At 72.2% G+C, this 24237-nt stretch carries 24 protein-coding genes and 1 pseudogene; 12 read left to right on the top strand and 13 right to left on the bottom strand.

Features of this window, described 5'->3' with window-relative positions; all coding sequences use genetic code 11:
- The first annotated feature begins 118 nt into the window (after positions 1-118).
- Positions 119-619, top strand: coding sequence for an NUDIX domain-containing protein (locus AB0I60_RS27270; RefSeq protein WP_360734361.1), 501 nt, complete (start codon positions 119-121; stop codon positions 617-619).
- Between the two features lie 92 nt (positions 620-711).
- Complete coding sequence (locus AB0I60_RS27265; RefSeq protein ID WP_360734359.1) at positions 712-1002, top strand: GNAT family N-acetyltransferase; 291 nt, start codon at positions 712-714, stop codon at positions 1000-1002.
- Here the strand turns inward: AB0I60_RS27265 and AB0I60_RS27260 are convergent.
- A complete protein-coding gene (locus AB0I60_RS27260; RefSeq protein ID WP_360734356.1) occupies positions 992-2191 on the bottom strand; it encodes a cytochrome P450 in 1200 nt (399 codons plus the stop codon). The two genes, AB0I60_RS27265 and AB0I60_RS27260, sit on opposite strands and share 11 nt — an antisense overlap.
- A 151-nt stretch (positions 2192-2342) precedes the next feature.
- Between AB0I60_RS27260 and AB0I60_RS27255 the strand changes: the two genes are divergently transcribed.
- On the top strand, positions 2343-3080 hold the full coding sequence (locus AB0I60_RS27255; RefSeq protein WP_360734354.1) for a class I SAM-dependent methyltransferase: 738 nt from the start codon (positions 2343-2345) through the stop codon (positions 3078-3080).
- A gap of 40 nt (positions 3081-3120) precedes the next feature.
- On the opposite strand, the gene AB0I60_RS27250 is transcribed toward AB0I60_RS27255, so the two are convergent.
- From AB0I60_RS27250 to AB0I60_RS27240, 3 genes are read right to left on the bottom strand one after another with little or no spacing between them, the layout of a single operon-like run.
- On the bottom strand, positions 3121-4329 hold the full coding sequence (locus tag AB0I60_RS27250) for an ABC transporter substrate-binding protein (protein ID WP_360734351.1): 1209 nt from the start codon (positions 4327-4329) through the stop codon (positions 3121-3123).
- 50 nt (positions 4330-4379) lie between these two features.
- Positions 4380-5438, bottom strand: a complete 1059-nt coding sequence (locus AB0I60_RS27245) for an ABC transporter ATP-binding protein (RefSeq protein WP_360734349.1) — start codon at positions 5436-5438, stop codon at positions 4380-4382.
- On the bottom strand, positions 5438-6559 hold the full coding sequence (locus AB0I60_RS27240) for an iron ABC transporter permease (protein ID WP_360734346.1): 1122 nt from the start codon (positions 6557-6559) through the stop codon (positions 5438-5440). The genes AB0I60_RS27245 and AB0I60_RS27240 overlap by 1 nt, the downstream gene beginning before the upstream one ends.
- Positions 6560-6792: 233 nt before the next feature.
- Here AB0I60_RS27240 and AB0I60_RS27235 point away from each other — a divergent pair, with 233 nt between their 5' ends.
- The gene (locus AB0I60_RS27235; protein WP_360734344.1) at positions 6793-7542 is read left to right on the top strand and encodes a class I SAM-dependent methyltransferase; all 750 of its coding nucleotides are present in this window, start codon (positions 6793-6795) and stop codon (positions 7540-7542) included.
- Here AB0I60_RS27235 and AB0I60_RS27230 read toward each other — a convergent pair whose 3' ends face one another.
- Entirely contained in the window at positions 7543-8727 is a 1185-nt protein-coding gene (locus AB0I60_RS27230; protein ID WP_360734342.1) for an MFS transporter, read from the bottom strand.
- Positions 8728-8934: 207 nt separating this feature from the next.
- Here AB0I60_RS27230 and AB0I60_RS27225 point away from each other — a divergent pair, with 207 nt between their 5' ends.
- Genes AB0I60_RS27225 through AB0I60_RS27215 form a run of 3 tightly spaced genes read left to right on the top strand, consistent with a single transcriptional unit; the run spans position 8935 to position 12127 of the window.
- Positions 8935-10125 (top strand): pyridoxal-phosphate dependent enzyme, encoded by a 1191-nt coding sequence (locus AB0I60_RS27225; RefSeq protein ID WP_360734339.1) that lies wholly within the window; start codon positions 8935-8937, stop codon positions 10123-10125.
- Positions 10122-11327, top strand: a complete 1206-nt coding sequence (locus AB0I60_RS27220) for an ATP-grasp domain-containing protein (protein ID WP_360734337.1) — start codon at positions 10122-10124, stop codon at positions 11325-11327. The genes AB0I60_RS27225 and AB0I60_RS27220 overlap by 4 nt, the downstream gene beginning before the upstream one ends.
- Positions 11324-12127, top strand: a complete 804-nt coding sequence (locus AB0I60_RS27215) for a ferric iron reductase (RefSeq protein WP_360734334.1) — start codon at positions 11324-11326, stop codon at positions 12125-12127. Before AB0I60_RS27220 ends, AB0I60_RS27215 begins: the two co-directional genes overlap by 4 nt.
- A gap of 66 nt (positions 12128-12193) precedes the next feature.
- On the opposite strand, the gene AB0I60_RS27210 is transcribed toward AB0I60_RS27215, so the two are convergent.
- A complete protein-coding gene (locus AB0I60_RS27210; protein ID WP_360734331.1) occupies positions 12194-12706 on the bottom strand; it encodes a MerR family DNA-binding transcriptional regulator in 513 nt (170 codons plus the stop codon).
- A 135-nt stretch (positions 12707-12841) separates the two neighbouring features.
- On the opposite strand from AB0I60_RS27210, the gene AB0I60_RS27205 reads away from it, so the two are divergent.
- Positions 12842-13417, top strand: coding sequence for a methyltransferase domain-containing protein (locus AB0I60_RS27205; protein ID WP_360734328.1), 576 nt, complete (start codon positions 12842-12844; stop codon positions 13415-13417).
- A gap of 351 nt (positions 13418-13768) precedes the next feature.
- On the opposite strand, the gene AB0I60_RS27200 is transcribed toward AB0I60_RS27205, so the two are convergent.
- The 3 genes from AB0I60_RS27200 to AB0I60_RS27190 all read right to left on the bottom strand — a co-directional run bounded on the left by AB0I60_RS27200 (position 13769) and on the right by AB0I60_RS27190 (position 15990).
- A complete protein-coding gene (locus AB0I60_RS27200; RefSeq protein WP_360734326.1) occupies positions 13769-15067 on the bottom strand; it encodes an ArsB/NhaD family transporter in 1299 nt (432 codons plus the stop codon).
- A complete protein-coding gene (locus tag AB0I60_RS27195) occupies positions 15064-15534 on the bottom strand; it encodes a CBS domain-containing protein (RefSeq protein ID WP_360734324.1) in 471 nt (156 codons plus the stop codon). Before AB0I60_RS27195 ends, AB0I60_RS27200 begins: the two co-directional genes overlap by 4 nt.
- A 258-nt stretch (positions 15535-15792) precedes the next feature.
- Positions 15793-15990: a hypothetical protein gene (locus AB0I60_RS27190; protein ID WP_360734322.1), complete on the bottom strand. Its 198-nt coding sequence runs from the start codon at positions 15988-15990 to the stop codon at positions 15793-15795.
- Positions 15991-16549: 559 nt separating this feature from the next.
- Here AB0I60_RS27190 and AB0I60_RS27185 point away from each other — a divergent pair.
- Entirely contained in the window at positions 16550-16840 is a 291-nt protein-coding gene (locus tag AB0I60_RS27185) for an iron-sulfur cluster biosynthesis protein (RefSeq protein WP_360734320.1), read from the top strand.
- Here the strand turns inward: AB0I60_RS27185 and AB0I60_RS27180 are convergent.
- The 3 genes from AB0I60_RS27180 to AB0I60_RS27170 form a co-directional block, all read right to left on the bottom strand.
- On the bottom strand, positions 16810-17304 hold the full coding sequence (locus AB0I60_RS27180) for an SRPBCC family protein (RefSeq protein WP_360734318.1): 495 nt from the start codon (positions 17302-17304) through the stop codon (positions 16810-16812). The genes AB0I60_RS27185 and AB0I60_RS27180 overlap by 31 nt on opposite strands.
- Positions 17305-17751: 447 nt before the next feature.
- Positions 17752-19017, bottom strand: a complete 1266-nt coding sequence (locus tag AB0I60_RS27175; RefSeq protein WP_360734316.1) for a glycosyltransferase — start codon at positions 19015-19017, stop codon at positions 17752-17754.
- Entirely contained in the window at positions 19014-19619 is a 606-nt protein-coding gene (locus AB0I60_RS27170) for a TetR family transcriptional regulator (protein WP_360734314.1), read from the bottom strand. The genes AB0I60_RS27175 and AB0I60_RS27170 overlap by 4 nt, the downstream gene beginning before the upstream one ends.
- 115 nt (positions 19620-19734) lie before the next feature.
- On the opposite strand from AB0I60_RS27170, the gene lanKC reads away from it, so the two are divergent.
- On the top strand, positions 19735-22752 hold the full coding sequence (gene lanKC / locus AB0I60_RS27165; RefSeq protein WP_360734311.1) for a class III lanthionine synthetase LanKC: 3018 nt from the start codon (positions 19735-19737) through the stop codon (positions 22750-22752).
- 16 nt (positions 22753-22768) lie between these two features.
- On the opposite strand, the gene AB0I60_RS27160 is transcribed toward lanKC, so the two are convergent.
- Positions 22769-22957 (bottom strand): hypothetical protein, encoded by a 189-nt coding sequence (locus AB0I60_RS27160; protein WP_360734308.1) that lies wholly within the window; start codon positions 22955-22957, stop codon positions 22769-22771.
- Between the two features lie 10 nt (positions 22958-22967).
- Between AB0I60_RS27160 and AB0I60_RS27155 the strand changes: the two genes are divergently transcribed.
- A complete protein-coding gene (locus AB0I60_RS27155; RefSeq protein ID WP_360734305.1) occupies positions 22968-23129 on the top strand; it encodes a hypothetical protein in 162 nt (53 codons plus the stop codon).
- Between the two features lie 758 nt (positions 23130-23887).
- A pseudogene (locus AB0I60_RS27150) lies at positions 23888-24223 on the top strand (BTAD domain-containing putative transcriptional regulator); the annotation flags it as partial.
- Positions 24224-24237 lie beyond the last annotated feature (14 nt).

Genomic DNA, 24237 nt, shown 5'->3' with positions numbered 1-24237 from the left:
GGTGGACCCGGTCGACCGCACCTGCACCGCGACCGTCACCCGGGCCGCACGTCGGCAACCGACGCGACCCGGAGGGCGGCAGATCCGGCAGTGCGCTCGTCGCCGATATGGTTCTCGGATGCGGTCGGTGAATCTCCGCCACTCGGTGCGCGCGATCGTCCTGGACGACGACGATCGCGTGCTGCTGTGCCGCCTCGCCATCCCGGGTTCGGACGGCGTGGTGGTGGTGTGGGTTGCTCCCGGGGGTGGCGTCGAACCCGGTGAGACACGGCTCGCGGCTCTGCGCCGTGAACTGCACGAGGAGATCGGGCCCGTCGCCTTCGACGGCGAACCGGCGCGGGTGTGGTGCCAGGAGGTTGTCGGTCCGGGGTATGCGCCGGGCTACGACGGCGTGGTCAACGACTACTTCCTCGTCCGCACCCGGTCGTTCGCACCACGCGGGGCGATGACCGACCAGGAGTTGGCGGCCGAGCACATCAGCGCCTGGCGCTGGTGGTCGTTGCCGGAGATCGTCGGCTACCACGGCCCCGACCTGTTCTCGCCACGCGATCTCGCCACCCCGCTTGCAGCGCTGATCACGCACGGCGTGCCCACGGTCCCGGTGGCGCTCGGACCATGACGCCGGAACTTCCTGACCGTGGAGGATGCCGGGGTGCGCGTCCACCAGTCGACTGCCGATGACCACGCGATGCTCGATGCCGCAGTGCGGAGGTGGTGGTCGGTTGGGTGTGGGGATGCCGGCAACGCCACGTCGGCGGCTACTCGCAGGTGCAGCTGCACGAGATCGGTGTTGCCGAAGCGCAGCGGGGACGGGGGATCGGACGCGCGCTGCTGACGGCGTTCCGCGAGCACGCGATCAGTGAAGGCCACCGCAGGATGTGGCTGTTCACCGACGAGGACAACCACGCGGCGAAGGCGTTGTACGAGTCTGCCGGAGGAAGCCCGTCACCCCATGACGACGCCGGGTACTGGTGGCAACTGGACATCGACCTCACCAGGTGACGGGCAGCCGGTCCAGGCCGCGCGCCATCCGGCCGCGTCGCCACGGCAGCTCGTCCGCGCCCTCGGCGAGCCGCAGGGCCGGGAAGCGGCGCAGCAGGGCACCCAGGGCGACGCGCATCTCCGCTTTGGCCAGTTGTGCGGCGACGCAGTAGTGCAGGCCGAACCCGAAGGCCAGGTGGGGGTTCGGCCGGCGGGTGAGGTCCAGGTCGTCCGGGCGCGGGAAGACGCGGTCGTCGCGGTTGGCGGCGTCGAGCTGCACCATCACCGCCTCGCCCGCGCGGACGAGGACGCCGCCCAGCTCGACGTCCTCCAGCGCGATGCGGGTGAACCCGGCGGAGGTCACGAGGGGGTTGAAGCGCAGCAGCTCGTCCACCGCCCGGTCGACCAGGCCGGGGTCGGCGCGCAGGAGGGCGAGCTGGTCGGGGTGGGTGAGCAGGGTGTAGACGGCGTTGCCCAGCTCGCTGGTCGTGGTCTCCAACCCGGCGTAGAGCAGCGTGACGCCGAGCCCGACCAGCTCGTCCTCGCTGAGCCTGCCGTCGGTGTCCCGGGCCTGGACCAGAGCCGAGAGCAGGTCGTCGCCGGCTTCGCGGCGGCGGGCGGCGACCAGGCCGGTCAGGTAGTCCCGCAGCGCGGCGAACGCGGCGTGGATCTCCTCGCTGGTGAACGCGGTGGTGGCCAGCGCCACGTCGATCCAGGAGGCGAACTGCTCGCGGTCGGCGACCGGCACGCCGAGCATCTGGCAGATGACCGCGACCGGCAACGGGATCGCCAGGCCGCCGATCAGGTCGGCGGGCGGGCCGTGCTCCTCCACGCGGTCGAGCAGGGTGTCCGTGACGTGCCGGGCGTGCTCGGTCAGGCGACCGACCTGCCGGGGGCTGAACGCGGCGGCGACCAGGCGGCGCAGCCGGGTGTGCTCGGGCGGGTCCACCGTGTGCAGGGTGGGGTCGGTGTGCCTGCGGGGAGACGCGCGGGGCACGTCCCGGTCCAGGATCGCGGCACGGCTGAAGCGCGGGTCGGACAGCACGGTGCGCACGTCCTCGTGCCGCACGGCCAGCCACGCGTCGCCGCCGTAGGGCAGCGAGATGCGGCTGAGCGGTTCGTGGTCCCGCAGGTGCGCGTACTCGGGTTCCAGCGCCAGCCCGGCGGGCTCGCGGAACGGGTACGTGCGGGCTGCCTGCGCGGGTCGCATTCGGTGTCCCCCATCCCGAAGGGCCGGTCTCACCACCAGGAGTCGTCCTGCGGGGGCGCGGAGTTCCCCGGACACCCGGGGGAACCGGCGCAAGCCCGCCGACGACCTGTGAGGGGCAAGCGGCGCGTACGAGGACGACGGCTGGAGCGGCATGGGCTGGTACGAGGACGAGGACCTGTGGGTGGGGTTCGCCGAGGTGATGTTCCCCGCGCGCCGGACGGCGGAGGCGGAACGGCTGCTGGCCGAGTCGCCGCTGCTGAAGGTCGCCGCCGGGGACCGGGTGCTGGACCTGGCGTGCGGGCCGGGGACGCACGTCGTGCCGCTGGCCCGTCGCGGGGCCGTGGTCACCGGAGTGGACCTGAGCGAGGCGATGCTGGCCCGGGCACGCCGGGCCTGTGAGCGCGAGGGCGTGCGAGCGCGCCTGGTGCGGGCCGACATGCGTGACTACGTCGACCCGGGCGCGTACGACCTGGTGATCAACATGTACACGTCGTTCGGCTACTTCACCGACCCGGGCGACAACCTCGCGGTGCTGCGCAACGTGCACGACAGCCTCGTCCCGGGCGGGCGCCTGCTGATCGACGTGATGGGCAAGGAGGTGTTCGCCGGCTGGGTCGGCCGCCCGCAGGCGGTGGACGTCGACGGCGGCACGGTGTACATGCGCGACACCGTCCTGGACGACTGGACGCGGTTGCGCAGCGACTGGACCTGGGTGCGGGGCGAGGAAGTGCGGCGCACGTCGCTCTACTCCACCCTCTACAGCGCCGCAGAGCTGCGGGCGCTGGTCGAGCAGGCCGGGTTCACCGAGGTCGAGTGCTTCGGCGACTTCGACCTGTCCGCCTACGACAACCACGCCCGGCGGCTGATCGTGCAGGCCAAGCGCGCCTGACGGCCGCGTGCCGGTCCGATGCGGACCGGCACGCGGCGGGTCAGGACGCGCGGGCGAAGCAGGTGCCCTCGGCCCCGGGGAACAGCTCGGGCGCGAGGCCGATGGCGAAGTCGCGGATGAGCACGTCCACGTCCAGGTAGGTCTTCGCGCGGCACTCCTCGAAGTTGGCGTCGACCCCGGCGATGAAGTTGTTGTCCTTGAAGGGTTTGAACCGGCTCGTGCGCGGGTCGGCAGCCAGGGCGGCCCGGGTCAAGTTCAAGGGGTCGTAGACGATGAAGAAGTCGGCGTCGGCCGCAGTGCCCACGGCTTTCTCGAAGTCGTAGGGTTGGCCGTTCGGGGCGGGGTTGTCGGCGGCGAACACGTTGTCCACGCCCAACCGGGCCAGCAGCCGGCCGACGAGCGTCTCCGTCCCGTGGCCGTGGACGAACTCGCAGCCGCGTTCGGCCGCCACGCAGAGGTAGCCCGCCTTCCGGCCGCCGACCTTGCCGGACACGGTGGAGACCACCTCGTCGTACCGGGACTTGATGGCGTCGAACTCGGTGTTCGCGGCGGCTTCGGCGTTGTAGAAGGCCGCCACCATCTTGAGCCACTCGGCCGACGCCAGTGCGTCGCGCTCCAGGCGGTTGGACACGCTCACGGCGGGCAACCCGGCGGCGCGGGCGTTGCCGATGTCGTCGAAGCCCTTGCCGAACCCCGACATGAACACGACCTGGTTCTGCAAGCCGAGGACGGCTTCCTTGTCCAGGTCGGTGTACTCGCCGATCGACATCGGCTTGCCGGCGGCGTCGATGACGCCGGCGTACCACTCGTCCTTGGTGCCGTTGTTCAGCAGTTGGCCGCTCAGACCCTTGATCGTGCCGTTCCGGCCCAGCCGGTCGACCATGGCCAGCGCGTTGAACGACGTCACCGACACCGTGGTGACCGGCACCTGGACGAACAGCGCGCCGGCCAGGTCGCCGTCGGCCGGGGGCGGGGGAGTGCCGCACCGGTAGAGCACGTACTTGAGATCGGGGCCGTCGGCGTTCTCGGTGTCGTCGAGCGTGATGGTCTTGTAGGAGCCGTGGTAGTCGATGCTCCACAGGTCCGACTCGGTGACCGTGCTCTTGTCCGGGAAGTAGTCGCGGCCGTCGGCGTAGTCGGTGACGCAGTCCGAGGTCCCGGCCCGGTCGCCGGACGTGCCCGGACCGGACGCACCGCAGCCGGTGAGCACCAGGAGCAGCGCGACAGTCGAGCTGATCAGTCTTTTCACGGTGGTGCTCTCCTGCACGTCCGGGGCGTTGCCGAGGTGGTGGGTGGTGGTCAGCCGGTTCGCACGTCTTCGCGCAGCGGCACGGCCTGGTCGCGCAGGTGGGCGACGAGGGTGTCGAAGCCGACGCCGCGCGCGTGCGGCACGTGTGCTCCGTCGAGCTGCCAGCGGCACGGAGTACCCGGCTCGACCTCCAGGACGCGACCGCAGTCGTCCGCGATCGGCGTCCAGCCCGCGCGGCGCACGGCGTGCTCGGCCCACTGCCGTGCCCTCCCTGCTCCGAGCACCTGGAGGGTCGCGCCCGGCACGGTGTCGTCGGCGACGACGACCGTGGCCGCCGCGTCGTCGAAGACCATGTTGTCCCCGGCGAAGGCACGGGCGATCGCGTCGGAGTGGGCGAGGTCCTCCGGAGCGCCGGCCGTCACGGTGCCGTCCCCGCCGATCAGCCACACCTGGTCGGAGCGGCGCAGCGCGAAGGCCAGGTCGTGGGTGGACAGCACGATCGCCGCGCCGGTGGTCGCCGTCAACCGGGTCAGCATGGCGGCCAGTTCTATGCGGCGGGCGACGTCGAGGAACGCGGTGGGCTCGTCCAGCACGAGCACCGCCGGTTCCTGCGCCAGCGCACGGGCCACCATCACGCGCTGCCGCTCGCCGTCGGACAGGTCGTTGAGCGGCCGGTCGCGCAGCTCGCCGACCCCGGCGTCGACCAGCGCGCGGTCCACCGCAGCCCGATCGCTGCCGGTGCCCCGACCGGTCCAGGAGCGGTGGGGCATCCGGCCCAGCGCCACCACCGCCGCCACGCTCATCTGCCCCACGTCGACCGGTTCGGTCAGCACGACCGCCAGCCGCCGGGCGCGTTCCCGCGCCGAGAGGGCCGTCACGTCCTTGCCGTCGAGCAGGACGTGACCGGCCAGCGGCGGCTGCGCGCCGACGAGGGTGCGCAGCAGGGTCGACTTGCCCGCACCGTTGGGGCCGATCAGCGTGACCAGCTCACCGGGCCGGGCCTCCAGGTGCACGTCGTCGAGCACGGTGACGGCCGGCCGGCGGCGTCGCCGGTAGCCCGCGCTCACCGCCACCGCGCGCAGGGCCGCCGGTCGGGACACCTCGGTCATCACGCACTCCTCCGCGCCCGGCCGGACAGCAGCACCCACAGGATCACCGGGGCGCCGACGAACGCCGTCACCGAGTTCAGCGGCAGCGAGGTCCTGGTCAGCCCGTTGCCGCCGGCGACGTACTCGGCGAGCAGCACGACCGACGCCCCGATCAGCGCGCTGGCCGGCAGCACCACCCGGTGGTCGGAGGTGCGCAGCAGGCCCCGGGCCAGGTGCGGTGCGGCCAGGCCGACGAAACCGATGGCACCGCAGTAGGCGGTGGTGACGCCCGACAGCACCGCCACGCCGGCCAGGGACAGGAAGCGGACCCTGCGGACGTTCACGCCCAGGCTGCCCGCGTACCGGTCGCCGAGCAGCAGCGCGTTGAGCGGGTGGGCCAGCACCACCGACAGGACCAGCACCACGGCGCAGGACACGGCGATGACCTGCAACTCGTTCCAGGTCACGTTGCGCACCGAGCCGCGCGTGAACGTGGCCAGCGCCTGCAACCGGTCGGGGTCGGTGTAGTAGACGAGCATGTCCACCACCGCCCCGGCGAGGTAGCCGAGCATCACGCCCACCACCAGCACCACCACCGGGTCGCCGACGCGGCGGGCGATGCCCAACGCGATCAGCAGCACCCCGGCGGCTCCGGCGACGGCCGCCCCGGTGACCCCCAGTTGGCTCACCACGCCCAGACCGGACAGCCAGCCCACCCCGCTGGTGCCGAGGATGACCACGGCGGCACCCAGGATCGCGCCGGAGCTGACGCCGAGCACGAACGGGTCGGCCAGCGGGTTGCGGAACAGCGTCTGCATCTGCGCGCCGCCGACGGCGAGCGCCGCCCCGGCCAGCAGACCGGCCACGACCTTCGGCAATCGCGCGTCCAGCACGATCGTGCGGTGCACCTCGGACGCCGTGCCCCGACCGGTCAGGATGCCCAGGACGTCCCCGATCGGGACGGCGATCGAGCCCTGCGCGATCAGCACCACGACCAGGCCGGCGAGCAGCAGGACCAGCACCGCGAACAGCGCCGCCACGGAGCCGGCCCGCCGGCGCGACTTCGGCGAGCGGCGCGGGTCGTCCGGTGCAGGGACCTCCCGTGTGACCTCGTCCTCGACACCCGTGCCCCTACCCGACACCCTGCACCCTGTTCCTCCCGAGGGCGGAGCTGGACCCGCCACCACCCCTAGGAGTCGGTCCGGAGCGGCCCCCGGTTCCCGCGATCGCGAGGAATCAGTCCGACAGCGGTCACCCGGACGGAACTTTCCCGCTCCGCCGGCCGACCTGTGTAGCGGTCGCGCCCCGCACCGGGCGGGACGAGCCGCCGCACCGCACGTCGACCGCTGGACCGAACTTCCGGGGGGAAAGCTCGATGAAGGACCTGGGACCGGAGACCTACGGTGAGCTCAACGCCGACGTCTACGACGAGTGGCACGCCGAGCACGACCCCGCCGAGGCGGTGCGGGGCCTGGCCGAGCTGATCGCCGAAGGCCCGGCCGGGCCGGTGTTCGAGCTGGCCGTGGGCACCGGCCGGGTGACGATCCCGCTCGCCGCGACCGGCGTCGACCTGCGCGGGGTGGACGCCTCGGAGGCCATGGTGGCGCGGATGCGCGCCAAGCCCGGCGGCGACCGCATCCCGGTGGTCATCGGCGACATGGTCGACGTCGACCCCGGCACCGACGACCTGTTCGCCATGGTGTTCGTCGTGTTCTCGACCTTCTTCTTCCTGCCCGACCAGGACCGGCAGGTGCGCTGCTTCGCCAACGTCGCCGAGCGCCTGCTGCCCGGCGGCCGGTTCGTCCTGGAATGCCCCGTGCCCGACGTCGCGCGCTACGAGCGCAACCAGACCGTGGAGACCCACCGGGTCGGGCTCGACCGCGTGCGGATCGCCGCCGTGCGCCACGACCCGGTGGAGCAGCGCTTCGAAGGCCACCACGTGCTGATCACCGGCGAGGGCACGAAGCTGGCACCCGCGTTCATGCGCTACGCCTGGCCCACCGAACTCGACCTCATGGCCCGCCTGGCGGGGCTGGAACTCCGACACCGGTGGGGCGGCTGGCGTCGGGAGCCGTTCCGAGGCGAGGGCACCTACGTGACCGTGTACGAGAAGCCCGCAGGCTGATCAGCGGCGTGCGGCCAGCAGCACCAGCGGCGGGAGCAGGACGCACTGCGCGGCCACCGCCAGCCAGAAGCCCGGCAACGACCCCGTCCGCTCGAACAGCCCGTACACGGCACCGCCTACCACGCCGCTGAGCAGCGCCCCCACGCCGGCCGCCAGCCGCTGCTGCCCGAACGTCACCGTCGCCGACCGCTGCGACCCCGCCAACGCCTCCAGGTCGTTCTTGAGGAACAGCACGGCGGTGCCCACGCTCATCACCGCAGCACCGGCCGCGAACCAGACGACCCGGCCCCCGGCGAACGCCACCATCCCCAGCGCCATGCACGAGAACCCGACGGCCATCACCACCGGGTAGCGCAGCCGGGCGACCCGCCGGGCCACCAGCGGCTGCAACGCCACCAGGCCGAGCGAGTAGCCCATCATGACCACCCCGTAGCCGGCCGCCGGCACCCGACCCTCCGCGAAGCTGGACAGGTACTGGTAGAACTGCAAGTACAGGTACTGGGTGAGCACGGACACCGCGAACGGCAGCGCGGCCACGCCCCGCAGCACCCGCCGGAACGGCTCGACCTCCGACCGGCCCCCACCGCCCTCCTCCCGGCGCAGCGACAGGTGGACGACCGCCAGCACGGCGTAGAGCACGGTGTTCACCGTGAACAGCAGGTCCGGCTCGGACAGGAACAGCGCCCCGACCACCGGCCCGGACGCGATGCCGAGGTTGCCCGCCGCGCTGCCCGCCGACACCAGTCGCGGACGCTGCTCCTCGGTCGCCGAGTGCACCAGGTAGCCACGGTAGGCGGGGGAGTACAGCGCCCCCGCGCCACAACTCAGCAACAGCGCCGACACCGTCAACACCGGATCGTCCGCCCCGACCAGGTAGACGACCGCACCCGCGCCGTAGAGCACCGTCGCCAGTGACAGGCAGCGCTGGAGACCGACCCGTTCGGCGAACGCGGCGGTGAACGGCGCGCTCGCGAACTGCACCAGCGTCGCCACCCCGAGCACCACGCCGACCTGCGCCATGCCCACGCCCAGCCGGTCACGCAGCAGGACGGCCAAGTACGGGTACACCGCGAACGTGCCGACGTTGACCAGGCACCCGCTCACCATCAGAGCCAGGCGGGAACCGGTGAACACGCCGCCCGCCGCCGCGCGCCTGCCCGCCCGAGGCGACGCCGCGATCCCCATCACCCACCCCAGCCCACGCCCGGACCTCCCCGCCGCAGCACTGGTCGTTCCACCCACCGGGAAAGTTCCCGCACCCCCCACCCGATTCCACCGGCCCGGGAACCGGGGAAGTCCGGCCGACGACCAGTAGGACCGGAGACGCCAGGAAGGACCGGCGCGGCGGCCCGACCACGCCCGTGTGGTCCGGACCCGCGCCGATCCCGCTCGATGACACGACGACCCCCGGAAGGGCTCGACGATGACCTCGACCTGCACGACGGCACCGCCGAGGGCGTGCGCGCCGACCCGCTGCCCGTGGCCGGCCCGGTGGTGAGGACCGTGCGCGACGACGACGCCGCGCCGCCGACGGTCCACGACCACATCACCGACGCCATCCGAACACCGTCGCTCGTGCGGCTGTCACCCAACACCGTGCTGATCAGGTTCGAAACCCTGAAGGTGTACGCCGCGCTCGGCGCCGTCCGCCACCTGCTCGACACCGGGGTGCTGCGCCCCGGCCAGGCCGTGGTCGACAGCTCCAGCGGCATCTACGCCCTGGCGTTGGCGATGGCCTGCCACCGCCACGGCCTGCGCTGCCACATCGTGGCCTCCACCACGGTCGACGACGCCCTGCGCGCGCAGCTGGAGATCCTGGGCGTGACGGTGGACCGGATGCCGCCCTCCGACGACCTGCGCCTGGACCAGAACAGGCGGGTGGCGCGGGTGCGCGAACTGCTCGCCCGCGACCCCGACCTGCACTGGATGCGCCAGTACCACGACCCGGTGCACCACCTCGGCTACACCGAACTGGCCGACCTGCTGCGCTCGGCGCTGCCCGGCGAGCCGCTCACCGTCGTCGGCAGCGTCGGCACCGGGGCCTCCACCGGCGGGCTGACGCGCTCGCTGCGGCGGCACGACCCACGGGTCCGGCTGGTGGGCGTCCAGCCGTTCGGCAGCGTCACCTTCGGCAGCGAGCACTTCACCGACCCCGACGCCATCATCGCCGGCATCGGCAGCGCCATCCCGTTCGACAACGTCCACCACGAGCTCTACGACCGCATCCACTGGATGGACTTCCAGCACGCCATGGCCGCCGCCGTCGACCTGATGCGCACCCACGCCGTGTTCGCCGGCCTGTCCACCGGCACCGCGCACCTGGCCGCCACGTGGGAGGCCGAGCGCGACCCGCTGCGCACCCACGTGGTCATCGGCGCGGACACCGGCCACCGCTACACCGAACGCGTGTTCACCCGCCACCGCGAAGCCCTCGACCCCGCGCTGCTCGCCCCCGTGCAGATCACCTCGCTGGAGGAGCTGGCCCCGCCGTGGGCCGCGATCGACTGGGCACGCCGGCCCCACGAGCCGGTGGTGCCCGTCCGACACCGTCCCCAGGACTGCCGGAAGGACCTCGTCCCGTGACCGTCGTACTGCTGGAAGCCCTCACGTTCGGGCTCGGCCGCCTGGTCGCCGCCGCTCGTGCCGCCGGGCACGACCTCGTGCTGCTCACCGGCAACCGCTCCATCTACACCCACGAACTGGCCCGCTGCGGCGACGGCCTGCGGGTCGTGGAGATCGACACCACCGACGTCGCCGCGTGCGAGCAGGCCGTGCGCGCCCTGCCCGACGTGGCCGGGTTGATCAGCTCCACCGACACCTGGGCCGTGCCCGGAGCCGAACTGGCACACCGCCTCGGACTGCCCGGACCGTCCCCGGACGCGGTCCGCGCGCTGCGCGACAAGGCTGCCGTCCGGACCCGGCTGCACGAGCACGGGCTGAGCAGCAGCGGCCCCCTCGACCCGGCCGACGCACAAGCGTTCCCGTTGGTGCTCAAGGACTCTGCGGGCACGTCCTCACGCGCGGTGTGGCTCGTCCGCACGCCCGCAGAACGCGACGCCGCGCTGCTGGACGCCGCCGCCACCGCCCTCAAAGGCAGGCTCGTCGCCGAGCCCTACTTCGAAGGCCCGCTCTACAGCGCCGAAACCGTCACCTGGCGGGGCGAGACCAGGCTGCTCGGTGTGCTCAGCCGGACGCTGTCCCCCGAACCCTCGCGCCGGGAGGAGACTTCCGCGTTCCCCGTGGCCTTCCCCGACGACGACCTGGCCCACCTCGACGCCTGGATCCAACGGGTGCTGCACGCCGCCGGCCACCAGCAGGGCTTCGCGCACACCGAGTTCGTCCTCACCACGACCGGCCCGGAGGTCGTGGAGGTCAACGCCCGCATCGGCGGGGCGCTCGTGGGCGAGGCCCTGTGCAGGGCCCTGGACACCAACGTCTACGACTCGATGGTGCAGATCGCCCTCGGCACCCGTCCCGACCTGCTCGACGGCACGACCGGCCACGGCCCCGCGACCGGGTTCGTGGCGCTCTACCCGCGCGAAGCCGGGGTGCTGGAAGGGTGGACCGGGCTCGAACGCCTCGCCCACCTGCCCGGCAAGCCCGAGTGGTACCCGACCGCGAGCCCCGGCGACGTGCTCGAACACCTGGCGGACCAGCGTTGCTGCACCGGGTTCGTGCTCGCCGAGGGCCGCACCGCCGAACTCGCCCTGCACCGCGCCCAAGCCGCTGCGGGCGGCATCGCGCCGGTGGTCCGTGCGTGGTGCCCCAGCGGTGTGCCGGCGTGACGGCGAACCCGGCAGGCGCGTCACTGCGGCGGCCACGGCACCACACCACCCTCCCCGCCCCGGTCACCGCGCACGAGCCGACCGGCGCAGGGTGGGCGCTGGTGGTCGAACGGCGCGCGATCCGCCACGCCGATCCCGCAGCGGTCACCGCCGCCCTGGCCTCGGCGGCGAAGATCACCCCGTCCTGCGCCGTCACCGTCGACTCCGACAGCGCACCGCTGCGTTCGCTCTACAACAACCCGGAGACCCTTGCCGACGCCATCCGGCGGGTCGGCGAGCACTACGAGACGACCGAGGCGCGCGTGGCCGCCTCGACCCTGCAATTCGTGATCGCGGTCCGGTTGTGGTCGGTCGCCCTCGGCACGCTGGCCGCCGGCGGCGTCGTGCCCGACCTGCACCAGGTGCGGTACCGGCTCGGTCGGGACGCCTCCGTGCAGCTCTCGTTGCCCGAACCCGGCGGCTGGACCACCACGGGCGATCCCGTGCCACTGCTGCTGCGCTCCGTGGTCGAGGACCACCTGACACCGCTGCACTCCGGGCTGCACGCCGTGGTCAAGGTCGCCGACGGGTTGCTGTGGGGCAACGCCGCCGCAGCCGTGCGCAGTGCGACGCGACTGCAACCCGCCGCCTTCGGCGACCTCGGCGACCGCCTGCTGACCACACCCGCACTGCGGGACAGGCTGACCCCCGACGGCACCCGCCGCAGTTGCTGCCTGTTCTACCGCACCCCCACCGGCCACACCTGCCGGACCTGCCCGCTCGCCGATGCCACCGTGACCAAACCGAAGGACGGCCACTGACCCGACCGCCGCGCACCCCCCGTGCGGTGAGGTGTCACAGCCTCCACCACAACTGTTCGACGCCACTTACCGGGAATCGTCCTCCACCTCGGGGCGCTGTTGGTCGTGCAGTTGCCGGTGGAACTGCGACAGCGGCTGCCCGGACAGCCGGGCCGTGACGCCGGCGTCGAAGTTGGGGCACCGGGTGATGTCCTCGTGAGGACAACGCAGTCCGTGGCTGAGGGCCTCGCGGGCGGCCTGTGCTCTGGCGATCTGCTCGTCCAGCTCCGCGACCTTGCGCCGCATGAGCCGTGTGCGGTCTTCGAAAGTGCCGTCATGGGTGGCCAGAAGGGTTTTCTGCTCCGCGAGGGTGAACCCCGCCTCGCTGTAGAGCCGGACGGTGGCGACGAGCCTGGCCGCCGACTCCGGGTATCGGCGCTGCCCGGAGGCCCTGGCCGGCGCGGGGAGCAGGCCGAGTTCCTCGTAGTAGCGCAGGGCCGAGGTGCTGACGCCGGCGCGGCGGGCCAGCTCGCCGATGGTGAGCGGGTTGACTTCAGGGGCGCTTGAAGTCCTTGACTGCCGACCATGGGAAAACGACATGGGGGAAGCCTGCCGGCTCGGGTGGTGACGGCGGCCGTGGAGTACGTGGTCGGACGGGGCGGGATTGCCGTCGTGCGCGTCCTGGACCGTGATGTCATCGGTCAGGGGCACCACCCCCGAGGTGCGGCCGGGAGGGTGACCGGCTGGGTGTTCGCCCACCGGCCGTCCAACCGGCGGCGCAACCGCTGGGTGGTCTCGTTGCTCGACGTGCGGCCCACCGATCGGGTGTTGGAGGTCGGCTTCGGTCCCGGCATCGCAGTCGCGGCACTGGTCCGCGCGGGCGCGGGACGCGTGTACGGCGTCGACCACTCCGCCGTGATGCTCCGGCAGGCGTCCAAGCGCAACGCCGCCGCCATCCGGGAGGGTCGGGTCGTCCTCGCCGACGCCCCGGTCGACCGGCTTCCCCCTGCCCTCGACGGACCCTTCGACGTGGTGCTCGCCGTCAACTCCCTCGCTTTCTGGCCCGCGCCGGCCGAACGGCTCGCCGAACTGCGCCGGCGGCTCGTGCCCGGCGGGCGCATCGCCATCGCCCGCCAACCCCGACGTCCCGGTGCCACAGCGGCGACGTCGCAGGACGCGGCACACGAGATCGAGAAGCTCCTGCGCAGCGCCGGTTTCACGCGGCTCGACACCCGGGTCCTTCCGCTCCGCCCGCCCGTGATCTGCGTCCTCGCCGCCGCTCCGGGCCCGGCGGGTGGTCACATGCGGTGAGTGCGAGGTCCGGTCGGGCATCACCTCGTGCAGCGCGACCGGACCTGATCGTCCGCCGCCGGGCAAGGGGGATCGTCCCGGTGGTCCCCCGGTCCGGACGCGGCAACCTTGCGATCCGCTGACAGCTCGTGTCACGCGCGGACGAACGCCGGCCAACCCGGTAGGCATCATCCCGTGATCAGACTCTTGTTCCTGGTGGTCGGTGTCGGCCTCGGTTTCGGTGCGGCACGGCTCTCGCGGCGGTACGAAGTCGCCGAAGACACCCGCCGGGACCGCCGGGCCGGTGGTTCCCGGGGCGGACGGGCACGCCGGCGGTGAGCGGGGGTCGCCGGTCCTGCGGACGTGCCGGTCTCACGCCAACAGGAAGTAGCGCAGCCAGAGGTAGGGGGCGGCGAGCAGGACGGACAGCCCCGCCACGACGATGCCGTAGCGGGTGAACTTCCAGAAGCTGATCGGGGTGCCGTTGCGCGCGGCCAGGCCGAGCACCACGACGTTCGCGCTCGCGCCGACGGCGGTGGCGTTGCCACCCAGGTCCGCGCCGAGCGCGAGCGACCACCACAGCGACTCCGCCTGCGGCGTGCCGCCCTGGGCGGCGACGAGGTCCGAGACGATCGGGGACATCGTGGCCACGTAGGGGATGTTGTCCACGATCGCCGACAGCAGTGCGGAGATCGCCAGCAGCGCGAGCACGCCGACCAGCGGCCGGCCCCCGATGGCGTCGGCCAGCGCCCGCGACACCTCGCCGATCACGCCGGTCCCGACCAGGGCGCCGACCATGACGAACAGGCCCATGAAGAAGACGAGCGTCTCCCACTCGACGTCGGCGATGGCCTCCTCGGTGGTCACCTTGGAGACCAGGACCAGCAGTCCCGCGCCCAGCAGCGCCACGACGGACGGCTCGACGTGCAGGACGCCGTGCAGGACGAACCCCGCGAGCACCAGCGCCAGCACGACCAGGCTCTGCACCAGCAGGGTCCTGTTGCGGATGGCCTCGCGCTCGGACAGCGCCATCACCTCGGCGACCCGCTGCTCGTCGTAGGTGAACGCGTCGCGGAACAGCCAGCGGCACACCACCACGAACACGATCATCATCACGACCACGAACGGCGCGAGGTGGATCAGGAAGTCGTTGAAGGAGAAGCCGGCGCGACTGGCGATGATGATGTTCGGGGGATCGCCGATCAGCGTCGCCGTGCCGCCGATGTTGGACGCCATGACCTCGGCGATGAGGAACGGGATCGGGTTGAGCCCGAGCCGGTCGCACACCAGGAACGTCACCGGGGCGATGAGCAGCACCGTGGTCACGTTGTCCAGGGCGGCGGAGGCGACGCCGGTGATGGTCACCAGCATCACGAGCATCACGTACGGCTTGCCCCTGGCGCGCTTGGCGGCTGCGATCGCCAGGTACTCGAACAGACCCGTCTGCTTGATGACCCCGACGATGATCATCATGCCCAGCAGCAGGAACACGACGTTCCAGTCGACGCCCGCGTCGAGCGAGTGGAACGCGGTCTCCCCGTCGGTCAGGCCGAGCGCCAGCATCAGCGCCGCCCCGCCCAGGGCGGCGGCGACCCGGTGCACCCGCTCGGTGGCGATCAGCACGTAGGCACCGACGAACACGACCACCGCCAGGACCTGGCTGAAGGTCATGCCTGCGACCCCGAGGCGTCGAGGATGACCTGCAACAGGTGCGACGCGGTGACGACGCCCCGGATGGCCCCGTCGTCCTCGGTCACCACGACCAGCGGGGTGCGCAGCCGCGCCATCGTCGCCGCGCACTCCATCACGGTCGCGTTGCCGGGTGCGACGGGCAGCTCGTACCGCCTCTCCGCCGGCGGCAACACCTCCTCGACCGAACGCCTGGAGAGGTTGCGGATGCAGACGTCGGCCCCGCCCTTCTCGTCGTAGACCCGGGAGAGCGACGGGTCCTCCTGCACGTAGCCGGGCACGCTGAAGCTCAGCACCTGCGACGCGGGCAGCACCGTCACCGGGCGGCCCTCCTCGTCCACCACGACGACGGCGGGTCGCCGCTGGTCGGCGATGAGCCGTGCCGCGTCGAGCGCGTCGTCGGAAAGCCGGACCAGGGGGTAGTCCTCGACCAGGTCACGGGCACGCACGGTTGCTCCCGGGGTGTGAGGTAGGAGGGGAGGGCACCGAGGACGGGGTTTGGCGGGTCGGACGTGGAACCACGCCCGCGAAGTGGTCGGTCGAAGGGCCGTCGTGCCTCGCGGTCGACGTGGGCGAACCCGTACCGATCACTGACCGCGCTTCCGGTGCATCGTGCGTCACAGTACCGCCAGTGCCCGTCGAAGCGCACCACGAGCCGTCTCGTGGGCCTGCCCCCTCCTTGCTGACGGCGAGCCCGACGATGACCGCTACACCCGTGGGGGAGTGCTCCGAGGTCCGGGGCGCTGCTCGCCGAGGGTGACGGCGAGGTCGCCCAGCACGATGGCCAGGGCGATGGCGACGACCACCGCCCCCGTCACCGCGTCGTTCACCGCCGCAGGACGGTCGGCGCCGGTCAGGTGCAGCGGGACGGGTGCCACCAGGAGCCAGCAACCGACCACTGCCATGCCGGACGGTGGAACCCACGTCCTCCTGAGGTAGGTGGCCTGGCCGGCCGCCAACAGGGTCAGCAGGCCCCCTGCGGCGAGGTCGGTCTACCGCACGACGTCCATGCCGGCCGCGTGGCCGAGAACGAGCGGGGCGACCATCAGCCACAGGCCGGCCACCGCTGCGGCAGCCGTCGCCGCAGCCACCCACCGTGCGCTGTTGTGCCCAGCGAGCGCCCGTTCACCCATTCCGAGGCACTCCCGTGTTCTCCGCGTTTCGGCCACAGCGCGCTTCCCGCGCCCCCGAACAATACCGATCTTCGGATTCGGGAACCTGACGTTCCCCTTGCGAAATGCCCGGCCGAGTCAGGTGCGGCGAAATCCGGGTGCACGGCGGAGCCGCTCGCGGCGGTGATCGGGCGCAACGCCTGATCAGCGGTCGAGGGCTCAGCAACGCTCGGAGGAGCGAACTCCTGACGATCTCCTTGCGGTCCGGTCGGCGTCCTCTTCTCGCGCATTCCGGCTCATAGCCTGGAAAACGGACCTGGCAACCGGTGAACTGGATGGAAGGAGTCGAGCTGTGCTGGCTGTCGATGATGGAGCTTCTGCGGCCATTCGTTCGCTCACCCGCGCTGCGGACGTGGTGGGAGAGGGTGGTCTGCGCATCGCCTTCACCCCGTCGGCGCGGGGCAGCGGATTCGAGTTGGCGATCGTCCGTCACCCCCTGGCGGGGGAACAGGTGGTCGACGCGGGGAGCGGCGCGCGGGTCTTCCTGGAACACCGCGCCGCAGAGGTGCTGGCGGACAAGGTCCTCGAAGCACGGACCGACGACGACGGCAACTACCGGTTCGGGGTGTACCCGCAGCCGTGAACCGCACGATCGCCCGCCGCGTCGTCGGCTGCGATGACGTGGCGGGGTTCGGCGAGCGCCACGGCGCACAGGTTGTTCAGCGCCCGTTCGGCCCACTGCTCCAGTCGGAGTCGCAGGACCCCGGCCGGACCGGTGATGTCGAGGGTGACCGCGCTGTGCCCGGCGGACAGGCGCAGCACGCTCAACCGGCCGGTGTAGGCGGGAGTTGCCTCGCTGCCCCACCTGACCCGGAGGTTCTCCCAGTCGACCGCGACCACCCGCTCGAACGGCTCGTCCGCGCGGGTCGTCCACAGCCGGACGAGGTGGGGACCGTACCGCTCGACCTCCGCGCCGGGCGGCAGCCAGGACGACAGGTGGTCCAGGTCGGTGACGACGTCGAAGACGGCCTCGGCATCCGCCGGGACCAGTCGCGTGCTGGTCGTCGTCGCGGGCGGGCAGGTCACGCCGTCCCCGTCGACAGGCACGTGCCGTGGCAGCGGTGATGCGTCGGGGCGGCGCACCGCAGGTCTTCGGTCAGATCTCCAGGTTGCACGTTCTCCCTGTCCTCAGGATTCCTCCCATCATCGGGGGATTCACCATCGGGAGACCTGACGAGTGGCTGACGATCGTCGGCGGTCGTCAGGCCCGGTGCCGACGTCGAACCGACGGGACGGGCCTGTGCGGACGGTCGAGGACCGGAGATGCCGGGGCACCGCTGTGCCACGCCCCGCTCAGGGACGGCGCCGCTCGATTGCGCGCAACACCAGGGTGATGACCAAGAAGGCGGCGATGGCCAGTAAGACGATCTGCAGACCGGACATGTCCGAACACCTCGATGAGAGACGTCGCCGAGTCGACGATGTTACCTCTCGGCGGTGGTCGGAGGGTCGGCTCGCGCAGTCGACGCCCTCGCGCCCGGGCGTGCGCGGTGCTCACCGGAGGTGTTGCTCCAGCGAGGCAACCGCGACCGCTGTCCCGTTCTCGGCGCGGACGAGGTCGCCGAGTTCGTCGGCACGTGCCCTGATGGCGGGGTCGTTCGTCGCCGCGCTGATCGATGCGGCGAGCCGGTCGACGGTCATGCGTTGCTGTCGAACGGGTTCGGGTGCGACGCCGGCGAGGTGGGCCCGTTGCGCCCAGTACGGCTGGTCGGCCACGAACGGGTAGACGACCTGCGGGCGTCCGGATGCCAGGGCGGCGGCCGTGGTGCCCGCTCCGCCGTGGTGCACCACGGCGGCGGTGCGGGGGAACAGCCACTGGTGCGGTGCGTGGTCGATGACGTGGACGTCGGAGGACGCGACCGACGCGATCCCGCCCCAGCCGGTGGCGACCACGGCGCGGACACCGGCTTCGCGCACCGCGTCGACGACGATCCGCCCGGTGCGCTCGGCGTCGCGGCCCGCCATGCTGCCGAAGCCGACGTACACGGGCGGCGGGCCGGCCTGGAGGAAGTGCGCGAGGCCGGCCGGCGGAGTCCAGTCGGCGGCGGGGAGGAACCAGTACCCGGTGGTGCGCACCGAGTCCGGCCAGTCGGGCGCCACCGGGCTCACCAGGGGGCTGAACGCCTGCAAAACCAGGCGGTCGTGGCCGTCGGCGTCGCGGAGCAGGTCGTGCCCTCGACGCCGTCGTGCCAAGCCCAGGTCGTCGGTCCGCCAGTCGTCGGCGATCCCGGCGTAGGCCCTCAGCGTCGCCGACACGAGAGCGTAGCCGGCACGGTTGAGGAAGCGGGGAAGAGGCGGCAGCGGGACCATCGGGCACGGGAACGCCGAGGTCGGCACCCAACCCGGTTGCAGCGCGGCCACCACCGCCGGCACACCCAGCATCTCGGCCACGTGCTGGGCCGGGACGCTCGGCGTGTGCACCACCAGGTCCGCACGGGACGCTCGGGCGACCGTACCGAGGTCCCTGAGCACCGGGACCATCAACGGCTTGATCCGGCGCATGGTGCGCAACGCCGCGATCTTGCCGCCCACGCCCCGGTAGCCGCTCTCGACCGCCCCTCTCACGACAGGATCGTCCATCAACCGGTTGGGGCCTTCGTCCAGCAGGGCGACCTCGACACCACGTCCGCGCGCAAGGTGTCGGGAGGACTCGGGCACGGCGAGGACGACGTCGTGCCCGCAGCGGTGCAGCGCCACCGCGAGCGCGACCATCGGCTGCACGTCGCCGCGGGTGCCGTGGGTGACCAACAGCGCCTTCACCGGTTCTCTCCCAAGGCCCCGGAGTACGCGCTCAGCCAGCGGTCGTCGGTGAACAGGCCGCGCGTCAACATCTCCAGCCCGGCGCGCGCGGCCCGTACCGCGACGACGCTGTCCGCCGGGTCCCCACCGAGGAGTCGGCCCACCTGGTCGCCGAGCACCAGGGGCGCGAGCATCCAGGCCACGTAGGTGGTCGCTCGTGCCCTCGGGTCGGACGAGGGGCGGATCCGCCCGTCCCGCTCGCCGTCCGCCAGCCACGCTTCCGTGCGCGCGACGATCTCGTCGAACAGGGTGGTGGCCGCCGTCGTGCCGTCGAGCAGGGCGCGGGCCAGGTAGCGCCGAACCGGGGCGGCGGCGTCCAGCGCGTCGGCCAGGTCGCCGTCGGCCAGTCTCGCGCCTTCCCTCATGGCGTCGAGCACGTACTCGTCGCACGCCTGCCGCAGCCCTTCCTTCGACCCGAAGTGGTGCAGCACCAAGCCGGCCGACACGCCGGCGCTCGCCGAGACCGCCCTCACCGACGTCGCGGCGACGCCGTCCGCGCCGAACAGGGCCAGCGCCGCATCCCTGATCCGGGCGCGAGCGGTGAGATCCGAGACTGAACGCATGTACAGAGGATTGAACGGATGGTCAGCCGAGTCCAGTGCCTTTGCGAAACCTTGACGGTCGCCGTGCTGTCGCACCCCCGACCGGGACGCGGAACCTCGCAAGCCCGGCGGGCCCATGAGAACCCCCGTGATTCCGGGTTGCGCGTCCGCCGGGAGGGTCGGTGGCACCTGCCGCAGCGGCAGATCGGCTGCCGCGCCCTTCATCGACCGGCGCGGTGACGTCCGCTCTCGCACGAGCCTTCGTCTTCACGCATACCGGTCACTGCGGAAGTGGGCGAAAATCCGGTGCCTGCGCGTGGCCCGGATGGCGGCGCAGCGCGTTGTCGACCAGCGTATCGGGTTTCCATCGGAAAGTTTCTTTCCGCACCTGGCGGGAAGACACTTCGCCTCAACGGGCGATGCGTTGTTCCAGGTTTCCGCTGTAGCTTTCGGTCAGCCCCGTCGGACGACTCCTGTCATCGTGTCGTCGCGTCGGGCGGAAGCTCGGAAAGGTCGGTGTGAATACGTGGACATGCGGTACCCGCAATTCTGCCTGACGGATTCGATGTTCTACGAGCGCCCGCCGGCGGGGGAACGGGAGGAGTTCGGCTTCTCCGCGCCGGACGGATGGACAGCCGACCGCGGCGAAGTGTGGACGATGGTGGCCCGACGCGGCGCGCGCCTGCCCGCACAGGGCTGGAAGGTCCACGTGTCGACGGTGGCGGACTCCGCACGCGAAGTGCTGGCGGCGGTGCGTGAGCACGCCCTGGCCCACGGGGTGGCGTTCAAGTTCCTCAACGACCTGACGACGCTGGTCGTGCGCAACGGCAAGTACGCCGACCGGAGCGGCAGCGGCAAATTCGTCACCCTCTACCCGGTCGACGTCGACCAGCTCCGCCGCACCCTGGAGGACTTGGGCGACGCACTCGCCGGTTTCCCCGGCCCGTACATCCTCAACGACGCCCGGTGGCGGGACGGCCCGCTGTACGTGCGCTACGGAGGATTCGCCCGTCGTTACCTCAGCTCACCCGACGGGGGCCGGATCCTGGCCATCTCCGACGACACCGGCGCGCTGGTCCCGGACATCCGCGCGCCGGAATTCGTCCTGCCGGACTGGGTGCCGGTCCCGGATTTCCTGACCGAGTGCGTCAAAGCGCGGAACGACCCCGGTCCGGGACACGAATTCCCGTTTCGGGACGTGCAGGCGCTGCACTTCTCCAACGGCGGCGGCGTGTACCGGGCGATCGACGAGCGGACCGGGCGCCGCGTGATCCTGAAGGAAGCCCGCCCGCACGCGGGCGTCGACCGCGCCGGCCGCGACGCGGTGCGGCGGCTCCAGCACGAGTGGGAGGTGCTGCGCGCGCTCGCCCACACCGGGGTCGTGCCCGAGCCGATCGACCAGCTGGTGATCTGGGAGCACCACTTCATCGTGGAGGAGCACATCGAGGGTGCGCCGCTGGGCCGCGTCCTGGTGGCGCGCAACCCGCTGGTCGACGTCGACCCGGACGAGTCGGCGGTGGCGGAGTTCGCCACGTGGGCGCTGGACGTGCTCGACCGGGTCGAGGAGGCCCTGCGCACGGTGCACGAAGCAGGGATCGTCTTCGGCGACGTGCACCCGCACAACATCTTCCTGCGGCCCGACGGCCGGATCGCGTTCATCGACCTGGAGGGCGCGTCCCGGGTCGCCGACGACGCGCCGAACCGGATGGCCGCGCCCGGCTACCTGGCGCCCGACGGGCGTCGAGGGGTCGACACCGACCTGTACGCGATGGCCTGCCTGCGGCTCAACGCCTTCACCCCGCTGTCCTACGTGCTCCCGCTGCACCCCGCGAAGGCCGGGGCGCTGGCCGACAACGCCGCCCGGCGGTTCGCCCTGCCCGAGCAGCACACCGCGCGGATCGTACAGGTCCTGCGCGACCGGCGACCCCCGGACGACTCCGACCGGCTCGCACCGGCACCGCGCGTCACCGAGCTGGCCCGACGGGTGCAGGCAGGCGACATCGACTGGCCGGCACTCCGCGACTCGATCACCGCCGGCATCCTCGCCGCCGCCGATCCCGGAAGTCCCGACCGCCTGTTCCCCGGCGACATCGAGCAGTTCACCTCGAACGGGATCGGCCTCGCGCACGGCGCCGCCGGCGTGCTGCACGCCTTGGCGCTCGCCGGCGCGGGCCGCTTCCCGGAGCACGAGCGGTGGCTGCTCGACGCCGTGCGCCGAGGACGGCACAACGGGCACGTCGGTTTCTACGACGGGCTGCACGGCGTGGCCCACGCCCTGGCCGGGCTCGGCCTGCGCGACGAGGCCCTGGACGTGCTCGACCGCGCGATGCCCCTGCGACCCGACGAGCTGGGGCACAACCTGTTCGACGGCCTGGCGGGCATCGGGCTCAACCTGCTGCACTTCGCCGGGCTCACCGGCGACGCGGGACTCACGGCCACGGCGGTGGAGCTGGGCGGGCGGATCGCCGAGGGCGTGCTGGAGCCCGGCGAGCGCGATCCGCGCGCCGCGCGCCCCAGGGCGGGGCTCATGCACGGGGCCAGTGGGCGGGCGCTCCTGCTGACAGCCCTGCACCGCGCGACCGGGGACGGAGGTTTCCTCGATGCCGCCGAGACGGCGCTGAGCCGCGACCTCGACCGGTGCGCGGTGCGGCCGGACGGCTCGACGCACGTGGACGAGGGGTGGCGGCTGATGCCCTACGTCGCCACCGGCAGCCTGGGCATCGGCCTGGTGCTGAGGGAGTTCCTCCGCCACCGCGACCAACCCGCCTTCGCCGAGGCACTCACCCGCATGGGCCGGACCGCCAGGAGCGAGTTCATCATCGGGGCGGGCGTGTTCAACGGCCGGGCCGGCTTCCTGGCCTTCCTCACCGGCGACGACGACCCGACCGGAGCCGCCTCCGCGACCGCCGCCGGGCACGTGCGCAGGCTGGCCTGGCACATGACGCCCTACCGGGGGCAGGTCGCGTTCCCCGGCGACCAGCTGCTCAGGCTCTCCACGGACCTGGCCACCGGCTCGGCCGGCGTCCTGGCGGCGATGGCCACCGCCTTGGACGGCCGGGGCGACGTGCTGCCCTTCCTCGGGCGGACGCCCCACCAGACCCCGCCGGCGACGATCCCGGCGGAGCCCAGGACCACACAGGAGGCACTGCGATGACCCACGTCCTCAACCTTCAGGCGATCGTGTCCGAGGCCGACGACCTCGACACCGACAGCGGGGCCCCGGGCTTCGAGAGCTGTCCCTGGAGCACCGCCATCAGCATGGTGAGCTTCGTCAACGCCTGCAGCCACAGCATGGTCAGCCTCATCTCCTGCGGGTGACCCCGCACCGCCGCACCCACCACCACGACCCGTGAAACCACAACAGGAGGCATGGTGTCCCACATCCTCGACCTGCAGAGCTCCGTCCCCGACCCGGGGATCGGAGGTCCGGCCCCCGCTGCCGCCGGCGGCTTCGACGGTTCCCCGTGCAGCACGCCCAGCCTGATCGAGTGCTGCAACATCAGCGTGCTCAGCCTCATCCAGTGCGGGTGACCACGCACCACCACAACCCTCGGGCCGACGTGCGGCGAAACCCAGGTCGGAACCGGTGGAGACCTCCGACGCCCGGGTGACGCGGGATGTCGCACCCGAACGCCGACGGCTGCCCCGCCGCCCGCGCCGTGCGGGCGGCGGGGACAGCCACCGGCGGCGTCAGCAGTAGACGGTCACCGCATCGGCCCGATCCTGTTGGGAGCGCTGGAGGCTCCAGGTCTTCCCCGGTGGGACGTCGATCAGAACGTCCCAGCTGTTGGTTCGGTGGTTCCAGTCCTACAGGCGCAGCGGGTTGCCGTGCGTCTGCATCGACGAGGTCCTGTTCTGCCATTCGCCCGGAAGCACTGCGCGCCGGTTCCTACCAGGGTCACGGCGCACGCCAGTGCCGCCGCGATTGAAACGAACTTGTTCATCGCCGTCCACTTCCTCTCGGTTTCGTTCGACGAGAAGAACTCCGCGCGCGTGACCTGGCTGTGACCTTGCGGTAGCCTTGCCGGGCGTCCGCTCGTCGGGGAGGGGTCGGGCATGCGATTCCGCCTGCTCGGAGAAGTACGGGCACTCCACGCGAACTCGGTGCTGCCGATCAGCCAGACCAGAGTGCCGGACGTCTTGGCGGTGTTGCTGATCGACGTGAACCGGGTGGTGCCGTCGAAGCGCTCATCGACCGGTTGTGGGGCGAGAACTTGGCGCGACGGCCCCGCGACGCGCTCTACAGCTACGTATCGCGCCTGCGCACGACCCTGGCCGGGTACGAGGACGTGGAGTTGTCCCAGCGCTCGGGCGGCTACGTGCTCGCCACCGACCCCACGGCGGTGGGCCTGCACGAGTTCCGCGCCCTGCGAGCCGACGAGGACGGGCTGGGTGACGCGCTGGCGCTGTGGACCGGGACGCCGTTCGAGGGACTGACCGCGCCGTGGCTGGTCGCCTTGCGCGAGACCCTGGAGGAGGAACGGCTCCAAGCCCTGCTGGACCACTGCGACGCCCGACTACGCGCGGGCTCCGACCGGAAGCTGGTGGCGGAACTGGCGGGACTTGCCGCCGCGCACCCGTTGGACGAACGGCTCGCCGCCCGGCTCGTGCTCGCCCTGCACCAGGACGGACGCCAGGC

The organism is Actinosynnema sp. NPDC050436 (assembly GCF_040655415.1).
Classification (GTDB): Bacteria; Actinomycetota; Actinomycetes; order Mycobacteriales; family Pseudonocardiaceae; genus Actinosynnema.
This window is presented reverse-complemented; position numbering and strand designations above follow the sequence as displayed.